This window comes from Vibrio sp. J1-1, assembly GCF_021728395.1.
Taxonomy (GTDB): Bacteria; Pseudomonadota; Gammaproteobacteria; order Enterobacterales; family Vibrionaceae; genus Vibrio.
This window is the reverse complement of sequence record NZ_JAKKCM010000027.1, coordinates 1-9,414: the sequence shown is the minus strand read 5'-3', so window position 1 is coordinate 9,414 and position 9,414 is coordinate 1. Positions and strand designations below refer to the sequence as shown.

12 protein-coding genes are annotated in these 9,414 nt (G+C 40.7%); all 12 read left to right on the top strand.

Features of this window, described 5'->3' with window-relative positions:
• Positions 1 to 196: 196 nt before the first annotated feature.
• The 12 genes from L3V31_RS21490 to L3V31_RS22115 all read left to right on the top strand — a co-directional run bounded on the left by L3V31_RS21490 (position 197) and on the right by L3V31_RS22115 (position 8,734).
• Entirely contained in the window at positions 197 to 907 is a 711-nt protein-coding gene (locus L3V31_RS21490) for a hypothetical protein (RefSeq protein WP_237319174.1), read from the top strand.
• Between the two features lie 134 nt (positions 908 to 1,041).
• Positions 1,042 to 1,488, top strand: a complete 447-nt coding sequence (locus tag L3V31_RS21485; RefSeq protein WP_237319172.1) for a GNAT family N-acetyltransferase — start codon at positions 1,042 to 1,044, stop codon at positions 1,486 to 1,488.
• Positions 1,489 to 1,704: 216 nt separating this feature from the next.
• Entirely contained in the window at positions 1,705 to 1,920 is a 216-nt protein-coding gene (locus L3V31_RS21480; protein WP_237319170.1) for a DUF4177 domain-containing protein, read from the top strand.
• The gene (yidD, locus tag L3V31_RS21475; protein ID WP_346014871.1) at positions 1,881 to 2,147 is read left to right on the top strand and encodes a membrane protein insertion efficiency factor YidD; all 267 of its coding nucleotides are present in this window, start codon (positions 1,881 to 1,883) and stop codon (positions 2,145 to 2,147) included. Before L3V31_RS21480 ends, yidD begins: the two co-directional genes overlap by 40 nt.
• Positions 2,147 to 2,536: a hypothetical protein gene (locus L3V31_RS21470; protein ID WP_237319169.1), complete on the top strand. Its 390-nt coding sequence runs from the start codon at positions 2,147 to 2,149 to the stop codon at positions 2,534 to 2,536. Before yidD ends, L3V31_RS21470 begins: the two co-directional genes overlap by 1 nt.
• Before the next feature lie 764 nt (positions 2,537 to 3,300).
• Positions 3,301 to 3,807 carry a hypothetical protein gene (locus tag L3V31_RS21460; RefSeq protein ID WP_237319165.1) on the top strand — a complete coding sequence of 169 codons (507 nt, stop codon included), beginning with the start codon at positions 3,301 to 3,303 and terminating at the stop codon, positions 3,805 to 3,807.
• 137 nt (positions 3,808 to 3,944) lie between these two features.
• A complete protein-coding gene (locus tag L3V31_RS21455; protein WP_237319164.1) occupies positions 3,945 to 4,247 on the top strand; it encodes a hypothetical protein in 303 nt (100 codons plus the stop codon).
• A 1,257-nt stretch (positions 4,248 to 5,504) separates the two neighbouring features.
• On the top strand, positions 5,505 to 5,999 hold the full coding sequence (locus tag L3V31_RS21450; RefSeq protein ID WP_237319162.1) for a GNAT family N-acetyltransferase: 495 nt from the start codon (positions 5,505 to 5,507) through the stop codon (positions 5,997 to 5,999).
• Between the two features lie 614 nt (positions 6,000 to 6,613).
• Positions 6,614 to 7,483, top strand: a complete 870-nt coding sequence (locus L3V31_RS21445) for a PhzF family phenazine biosynthesis protein (protein ID WP_237319160.1) — start codon at positions 6,614 to 6,616, stop codon at positions 7,481 to 7,483.
• 155 nt (positions 7,484 to 7,638) lie between these two features.
• Complete coding sequence (locus tag L3V31_RS21435; RefSeq protein WP_069527882.1) at positions 7,639 to 7,821, top strand: hypothetical protein; 183 nt, start codon at positions 7,639 to 7,641, stop codon at positions 7,819 to 7,821.
• 401 nt (positions 7,822 to 8,222) lie between these two features.
• Positions 8,223 to 8,477: a hypothetical protein gene (locus L3V31_RS21430; RefSeq protein WP_237319158.1), complete on the top strand. Its 255-nt coding sequence runs from the start codon at positions 8,223 to 8,225 to the stop codon at positions 8,475 to 8,477.
• Positions 8,478 to 8,602: 125 nt separating this feature from the next.
• Positions 8,603 to 8,734: a DUF3265 domain-containing protein gene (locus L3V31_RS22115; protein ID WP_346014872.1), complete on the top strand. Its 132-nt coding sequence runs from the start codon at positions 8,603 to 8,605 to the stop codon at positions 8,732 to 8,734.
• Positions 8,735 to 9,414 lie beyond the last annotated feature (680 nt).

Below are 9,414 nucleotides of genomic sequence, written 5' to 3'. Positions count from 1 at the left end.
TCTTTTTTCCAAAAGGTGGTTTTCTAAATCCCATTTTAACTATTTGCGTGAAGCGCCTAACAAAGCATTTAAGAGTGACTCACAACGCTTGGCGATCTCAGTTTAAACTTGGTTTTAGTGTTTAAGGGGCAATGGTTTGGGTTAGGTATTTAGCGTTGTTCGCACCTTAATGCGGCGTTAGGCGACAGGATAAGTTATGAGTACTAAAAAACGAAATAGTTTAATATCAATGTCAGCATCCAGTGAGATGAAGGAGCTATGGTCTGACATTTCTGAAATGAGTCTAGACAAAGTATTAGAGTCTGTCGCCAAAGACCAAGAATTTCTTCGTGATATTCCTATCATCAAATGGATCAGCACGTCAATTAGCATAAAAAACTCTATACAAAGTGCGGCTTTCATAAAAAAATATTCGAATTTCATTGGTCAAATTCATTTAGGAAGCTTCAGTGAAGCTGATTTGGTGTTGTTGGGAGATGCGGTAGATGTTCCTGCGGTAACTGACGAAATAGTCGAAAACACAATGATTTATCTTGACCGATATCATAATGAGTTAAAAGCAAAGTTGTTAGGTAAGTTGTTTGTTGAAACCTTCAAATCGAACCGATTTAGTGTCAGAGAATACAACTATTTATTATTTAGCATTGAACAAATTCATCCCTTTGAAGGCTTAGACACACTTAAAAAGTTTTACGATTACAAATTACGTATGGACGGAGCGTCCACCGACGAAGAAAAAAGAAAAATTTGGGGTGATGGAGCAAAAATAGACTTTCAGCCCCTAGCGATGTCTGGCTTGCTTAGATTACCTTCAGGTGGTTCAAATGTCGGGGACTTGGGCGGAGCGTATATCAATGAAATAGGAGTAAAGTTCTACGAATTTGTAGTCCGCGATATAGTCGCCTAACAAAGCGTTTAAGGCAGATTCGCAACGCTCGGCATTTTTGTTTTAAATCGGATTTAATGTTTACGGTGTAATGGTTTAGGTTCAATGGTAGCGTTGCTCACTACTTAACGCGGCGTTATGTGCTTGGAGAAAATATGCAATATATCGAAGTCAAAAGTAGCGATATTCCACTAGATTTGTTGCTTGAAGCTGATCCTTCTGAAGTTAAAATCGCTTCATATTTATCTGATTCATGGTGCTTTGCTGCATCAGACCATGGGCAAATTTTAGCGGCTTGTATCGTTAAAGCTCAGACTAACTGTTTTGCTGAGATATTTAATGTATCAGTATCTCCAGAACTCCAAGGCCAAGGTATTGGCTCTAAGCTGCTAAAGTTCGTTCTATCTCAGTTACCAAGTAAGGGAATTAATCGTGTAGAACTTGGTACGGGTACATTTGGCTATCAACTAACTTATTATCAGCGTTTAGGCTTTCGAGTAGACTCAATTATCAAAGACCATTTTTTGTTAAACTACCCCGAGCCAATCTATGAAAATGGTATTCAACACAAAGACATGCTGAGATTGTACGTCAATGTTTAGTACGCACATAACAAGCAATTTAAGAGGGATTCACAACGCTTGGCATTTTTGCTTCTACTTCAAATTTAGTGTTTATGGCACAATGCTTTAGGTTTGGGTGGAGGCGTTGTTCACCCCTTAATTGGGCGTTATACAGCAAACGTCACAATATTCACCTTGATGCACCCTGTTGCTTATTGTAACATCCTGTTTTTACTAGATTAGTTGGTTATAAAAATGACAAAGTTTACAGAATATAAAGTGGTTCATATTGTTGAAGGTGGCTGTGGCACAATCTTGTTAGGTGCAAGTGGCTTACCTGTGCAAAAAATGGAAGCAGAGTTGAACAAATTTGTTCAAGATGGCTGGCAAGTTGTATTTCAAGTTGTAGAACAAAAGCGCTTTATGCTGTTTTGGAAACGCGAGGCCGTGATTATTACTCTTGGCCGATAAGTTTGCTTAAGTATATCTCTTTGAAATTGATCCATCGCTATCAAGTTAGCGGTGGTTCAAAGCAATTGTTAAATATTGAATGTAATTTTGAGCCTACTTGCTCTGAATACACCAAACAATGTATTGCAAAGTATGGGGCGATAAAAGGTTGGAAACTTGGCTTGGCAAGAATTAAGCGGTGTAATCAACCTAACCTCATTGAAAAAATATATGATGAGGTGCCGTAATGCGCTTATTTGAACCGATTGAACAGTTAGAACAAAAAGAAGAACTGTTGAGAAGCCAGGTAAATTCATTACCTGAAACTCAAAAAAAAGAATTCTATGAACGTCAGTCAAAAAAACTCAAGGATCCAGACACCTACGCTACGTTGAATTGGTTCTTCCTTGGTGGTTTTCATCACTGTTATCTAGGGAAATATGCATTATTTGCATTTGAACTGACACTGTTAACTATAAGCATCATCGGCCTTATTCTAGGTCATTCTAGTGCACTTTTTATACTCGTATTACTAGTTGTCTATGAATTACCACAGCTGTTTTTTTCACAGAAAATCGCAAGACAGCACAACTATAAGTTATCTTGTAAAATCTTCAATGATGTACGAAGAGGGTAGGTGGAATCTGCTGTATAACAATCAATTTAAGAGGGATTCTCAACGCTTGGCACTTTTGTTTCTACTTCAAATTTAGTGTTTATGGCACAATGCTTTAGGTTTGGGTGGGGGCGTTGTTCACCCCTTAATTGGGCGTTAGTTTGCAAGAGGAAAAACGCAGCTATATCGCAAGATCTAGTGGTAAAAGCTCAAAGTCGAAATTGTCGTATCGGTGTTCAATTTCAGCGTTAACTAGCGTGGTGAACATCCAAAATTGGCATCGTTTCAAGGGCTGATTTGTTCTTTGGTGCGGCGACTTCTGGGTTAACTGAGTTGAGCTTTTTTGCTGAAACTCTGCTCGTTGAGTTTGTTGGTACAAAAGCCGATTTACTCGCTGAAAGGACGTTTTCTCTGGTGTGGTAAGTTCATGTGGTTTCAGTGACTTTGTTGAAAGTCCGCATTGTTAGATTGGTTTTCCAAAAGTGCTTTTTGGCGTTGTGAGTACATTTTCTGCGGCGTTGTTTGTTCCACGTGGTTTCATTGAGTAGCCGCTTTGAGACTACGCCTGACTTAAGTGCATCAAAATACATAAAGTTTATTGTTTGCAAAGTTTAAAATAACGTAAAATCAATGCTTTGGGTTTGCAAACTAACAAACTGCTCAAGAGGGATTCACAACGCGTGGCATTTTCGCTATGCGTTGAATTTAGTGATTAAGGTGGTTTGCTGCGGGTTTTGTATTGCGTTGCTCACCCCTTAGCAGGGCGTTAGGTATCAGGAGAGATAATGATCAATTGGACTGAACCTTTTGAGGTGGCTAAAGAAAGAGCTAAGGTTATGAAACTCCCTTTACTTTGGATTGTTCTGATTTCACTTTTTTCTGGTGTTTTTGCTGGCGTTAGTTTTTATGTGATTGCATCGTTGACTAACAATAGCCTGCATGTTGATATGCTTTTTTTCATCGGCTTGTTAGTTGCCGGTGGCGTGGTGTATACAATGTCAAAGACCGATATTGTGCAACAATCAATTAGTATCGATAATCTTGATAAAGCAATTAGAGTTGTTGGGACAGATTCCCGTCCGCATATCATCCAATTCTCTGCCTTAAAAGGTTATGCAATAAATACAAGTAATATGGGTATGTTTTTGTGCTTGTATCCAGCAGATGGGGGAACTTACTCTGTTGCATTACCACGTGAATCTCGAAATGTTGAAGCTGCTATAAACGAATCCTTATCAGGAATTAAACAGGTAAACTTTATTAATAATTTAACGCGGAGTAGAGATACCTAACAAAGCGTTTAAGGCAGATTCGCAACGCGTGGCATTTTTGGTTTTATTCAGCTTAAGTGTTTATGGCACAATAGTTTAGGTTCAGTGCTTGAGTTGCTCACTACTTAACGCGGCGTTATGCAACTAGGGAGAATTCGGTGAAAGTTAAAGTTATTTTTATTGTGCTAATGTCTTTTTCAGCCCGATCTCAAGAAATAGTCGCGAATTTAGAAGAGACCGGTTTACCAAAAGAAATAATCCACTTATTGGATCGTATCAGTATGTGTAACCATTGGGCTGGTGAGTATGCCTATGATGCAGAAAGGCGCGCTCAGATTGAACAAGGTATTACCGAATCTAATTGTATCTCGTTGCCAAAAGACATTGAGGTGATGCGCACCAAATATAATAGTGATGTAAAGGTCATAAATACTTTAGATAGTCATCCAATTGTGTACTAACGCTCAAGCGTTTGTGAAAGTCGCATAACAAAGCGTTTAAGAGGGACTCCCAACGCTCGCCGATTTTAGTTCATAGTTTGGCTTATGTGTTTATGGCGCAATGTTCAAGTTTAAGTAGTATAGCGTTGTCGCCCCTTAACGCGGCGTTATAACTCATGAACTTGCTCGAAAGTCGAGCCAGAATATTTGATGTTTCTTTAGTTGGGTAGTTTCATATCAGCCTTGGTTTAATTTTACGAGGCTATTATGAAGTCTAGACAATGTCCCAAGTGTCGGAAAAATGTTGCACTTAGCTGGTTTTTCTTTAGTTCTCATTGGACGAAGTATCGTTGTATTGAATGTGGTTCGCTGATGAAATGGAGTAGGAGGCGAGCTTATCTAGGAGCTATATCCGGTGGTTTTACTGGCCCATTTGTCATTTCTACACAATCTCTCATTCCATCTACATTTCTTAGAATCTTTATTGCCATTATTTTCGCAATAGCGTTAGCAGTTTCTGTGAATAAGCAGATTGAGTACATTGACGAAACTGAGTTATAACAAAGCATTTAAGAGGGATTCACAACGCTTGGCAGTTTTGGTTTGAATTGGCTTTAGTGTTTATGGCACAATGGTTTAGGTTAGGTGGTGGCGTTGTTCACCCCTTAATGCGGCGTTATGTTTACTTGTATTTCAGTGGCTTAAAGTTTCTTCGATCTATGTTCTTTGTCCCTTTGGTAGTTCGTCCGAGTTACTTCAGCAAATCCGCATTGTCGGCCTAAATTCTTGAATTTCTCAGCCCGTAAAACATGCCAATATTCGTGGGTTGCTTCATTTTCAGGTCGTGGCGGTTGGCTTTAAATGTCATTGGCTCTAAGGCGCTTTCAGCGTATTTGCCAAGTAGCATGTCGGCTTGGCAGTTGCCTCGGCAATTTGACATTGTTCGCGCTGTGGTTGGAAAGAGAGGGCGCTTGTTGAGCGTTTATCGGGTTGCCTCATTGGGCAGGGAAGTGGACTTACGCGCTTTGTGTCTAGCGCATCTGGCGGCCAAGTGAGTTTGAGTGTGTGATTCACTTCTTGAAATGCGGTCAATAAAGCAGTTCTTTGCCAAATAAATCAGTCATTTGTGGTAAAACATAACAAACAATTCAAGCAGATTCGTAACGCTTGGCGATTTTACTATGCGTTGGCTTTTGTGTTTTAAGTGGTTTGCAGCGGCTTGGTCAGTGCGTTACTCACTACTTAATTGGGCGTTATGTGCTTTTGAGGAAAATTGACATGGAAGTAGTAGAAGCGAGTCCTGATTTAGCTCCGATATTAGTGAGTTACGCGAAAGAATGTTTGGAGTCGGGTATCCTTAAATATTCCAGCGTTGAGCAAGATCCTGAAGCTTATTTGTTAGGTTTGGTTCAACGCTCTAAGGCAACTTCTGAGTTACCAAACGGGTATTTACCAAGCACAACTTATTATTGCGTATCTGACTCTGAAATCTTAGGCGCTATTCGAGTTCGTAAAGGTACTAAAGCCAACGTAGAAAATGTCATTGGGCATGTTGGCTACGAAACTAAACCGTCAGCTCGTGGTAAAGGTGTAGCTTCATTTCTCCTCGCTTGGGTGCGAGACCATGTTGTCACTGACTCAGTTATTGTTACTTGTTCAATTGACAATCCAGCGTCCCAAAAGGTTATCGAAAACTGTGGCGGTGAGTATCTTGGCAACTACACAAGCGAAAACGAGGGCACTGTAAGGCGCTACCGTTTAACACGCACATAACAAAGCGTTCAAGAGGGATTCTCAACGCTTGGCAGTGTTGGTTCAAAGTTTGGCTTTTGTGATTATGGCACAATGGTTTAGGTCAGGCGTGGCGTTGTTCACCCCTTAACGCGGCGTTAGTTGCCAAGGCGAAAAACGCAGCTAAAGCGGAGCATTTAGGGCTAATGGTTTGTGCTGTTTTTGCCTGATTCTGTGTTTAGATGTAAGTTTGCTGAAGTTGCGTTCGATGTTTATTAGCGTGGTTTTGGTTTGCCGTTTCAGAAGCCGATTTGCTTGTTGAGAGTCAGCTCTATGATATTGTCTTTTCAAATGAGCTTTTTGGTGTTGTTAGCCCGTTTTCTACGGCACTGTTTGTTCCAAGTGGTTTCAGTGAGAGACGCTTTAAAACTACGCCTGATTTGAGTATTTCAAAGCACGTAAAAACAGTGTAGGCCAAGCGGTAATCAACTCCAAACCTAAGCCTTGGGTTTGGCAACTAACAAAGCATTCAAGAGGGATTCACAACGCTTGGCAGTTTTGGTTTGAATTAACTTTAGTGTTTACGGCACAATGGTTTAGGTCGGGTGGTTTGCGTTGTTCACCCCTTAATGCGGCGTTATACGGAGAAATTGAGATTGAAGAACGTTGAAGCTATTTTAGTTAATTCCTTTACTGCGAATGGAACGGGTGGAAACCCTGCGGGTGTTGTGCTTGACGCCGATTATTTGTCGAACGAAGAAAAATTACAAATAGCACAAGTTGTTGGTTATTCGGAAACTGCATTTGTATCTCGGGATAATGAAGCTGATTTTGAGGTGTCCTTTTTTACCGTAACAGGTGAAGTTGATTTCTGTGGACACGCTACATTAGCTGCATTTTCAGCAATGTATCAAGACGGAATCATAAGTGAAGGTAAATACGTTCAAAGGACTAAAGCAGGTTTACTTGTCGTAACAATAGAGACAAGCGGTCTTGTCGTCATGGATCAGAAGCTACCAGAATACGGTGCACAGTTCAGTTATGAACTTATATCGGAGTTAGTCGGGCTAGACTCGAAAGTCCTTGAGTCTACACGGTTGCCGATTGAGGTTGTTTCAACAGGTTTACCCGATATTATTGTCCCAGTCCCATATGGGCATCTCGATAAAATTCAAGTGAATGAAAATCTAACCATTAATTTCTGTAAAAGGCATGAAGTAATTGGTATTCATGCTTTTGAGTTATGTGAAAAAACAAACATGGTTACAGCAAGCTGTCGTAACTTCGCTCCACTGTTTGGTATTTCCGAGGAATCAGCGACGGGGAGTGCGAGTGGTGCATTAGCGTGTTACCTAACTAAACACCTTCTTAATACACATTCGAATAGTTTTGTTTTCGAACAAGGTCGGGCAATGAAATGTATTTCAAAAATTACCGCGTCTGTAGATTCAAACGAGCAAGGTATTATTAAGGCTAGAGTTGGAGGTTTCGCTCACAAAATTGGACGGCGGGAAATCTCCGTATAACAAACTGTTTAAGAGTGATTCGCAACGCGTGGCATTTTTAGTATGCGTTGGGTTCAGTGATTAAGGTGGTTTGCGGTGGCTTCGGTATTGCGTTGCTCACACCTTAACAGAGCGTTATATTTTTATTTTAAATCAGTGTATTAAAAGAGGTGTCTATGGCTACGTGGGATAAGACTAAGTACGAGGTAACATGTGAGTGTGGTAAAAAATACAGTGTTATTCGTTATGAGCAACCAATGCGTGAGAAAGGACGTTTCACCTGCAATGGCTGTGGTAAAGAGTTAGAACGTTGGAATGGAGCGGTAGATTATACTTTCACGGAAATTGAGGGGCAGTAATGGCTACCAATCGCAAATGCCCGAAATGTGAAGGCTACGAAAAGCAATTACATAATTTTTGCCGTATGTGTGGCACGGAATTTAAACCTAACCATGTAAAACATGTGCGAAGAGCCGTAGCCTACAATTCTCAAGAAAATTATTGTGGTTACTGTGGTGGGGAAAAGAATAATTGTTCGTGCCACTAAAAATATAACAAAGCATTTAAGAGTGATTCCCAACGCTTGGCATTTTCAGTTCAAGGTTGGGTTTCGTGTTTAAGGTGTAATGGTTTAGGTTGGGTAGTAGCGTTGCTCACACCTTAATGCGGCGTTAGTTTGCAAGAGGAAAAACGCAGCTATATCGCAAGATCTAGTGGTAAAAGCTCAAAGTCTAAATTGTCGTATCGGCGTTCAATTTCAGTGTTAATTTCGTGGTCAAAGTCCAAATCAGGCAACGCTTCAACGGTTGATTTGTTCTTTGGTGCGGCGATTTTTGGGTTAACTGAGTTGAACTTTTTTGCTGAAACTCTGCTCGTTGAGTTTGTTGGTACAAAAGCCGATTTACTCGCTGAAATGGCGTTTTCTCTGGTGTGGAAAGTTCACGTGGTTTCAGTGACTTTGTTGAAAGTCCGCATTGTGAGATTGGTTTTCCAAAAGCGCTTTTTGGTGCTGTGAGTTCGTTTTCTGCGGCGTTGTTTGTTCCACGTGGTTCCATTGAGTAGCCGCTTTGAGAATACGCCTGACTTGAGTGCATCAAAACACATAAAGTTTATTGTTTGCAAAGTTTAAAATAACGTAAAATCAACGCTTTGGGTTTGCAAACTAACAAACTGCTCAAGAGGGATTCGCAACGCGTGGCATTTTTGGTATGCGTTGGTTTCGGTGTTGAAGTGCCATGCAGTTACATCGGTATTGCGTTGCTCACCCCTTAACAGGGCGTTAGTACTGGATTGGCATCAAAGTTAAAAATTTCGGTGTTTATCGGTTTCTTTTCCTAGCTTTACACCTGGTCAAATGTGCCTTTCACGTTCTTTCCGGTGGCACTATATGTGGAGTGTTTGCTTTGATTTCACCGTTTACGGTTTCTAACTTTCTGGCTATTTCTCTGGTGCGGCTTCTTTGGTGTTGAGAGATTTTCGTCAAAGAACGAGTTTCTTTGGCGCGGTCGATTAGTTCTAAAGCCCGTATCCTTTGCTAATTTGAACACGGCGAAAATAGGGCAGTTAAGCAAGTTTTTCTTCTCGCCAACTTGCGTTTTGAGAGTGAGTTCTAGTTTGGCAGTTGTCCCTTTAGCTTCAGCATTTTAAGCCAGAAGCTTCGTGCTATATTTCAATATCTTGGCGTGTGCCAAAGGCTTTAGGGGCAGCGTACTAACAAACAATTCAAGAGGGATTCGTAACGCGTGGCATTTTTACTATGCGTTAATTTTAGTGATTAAGGTGATATGCAGGGGCTTTGGTGTTGCGTTACTCACCCCTTAATTGGGCGTTAGTTGCCAACGAGAAAAACGCAACTTAAGCAGAATGTTTAGGGTTAATGCCCGTGTGCATTTGGCTCGGTTTTGTGCTTCGAGGTTTTGGGTTTTGGTTTGCGGAAATTGTGATTTGCTCTT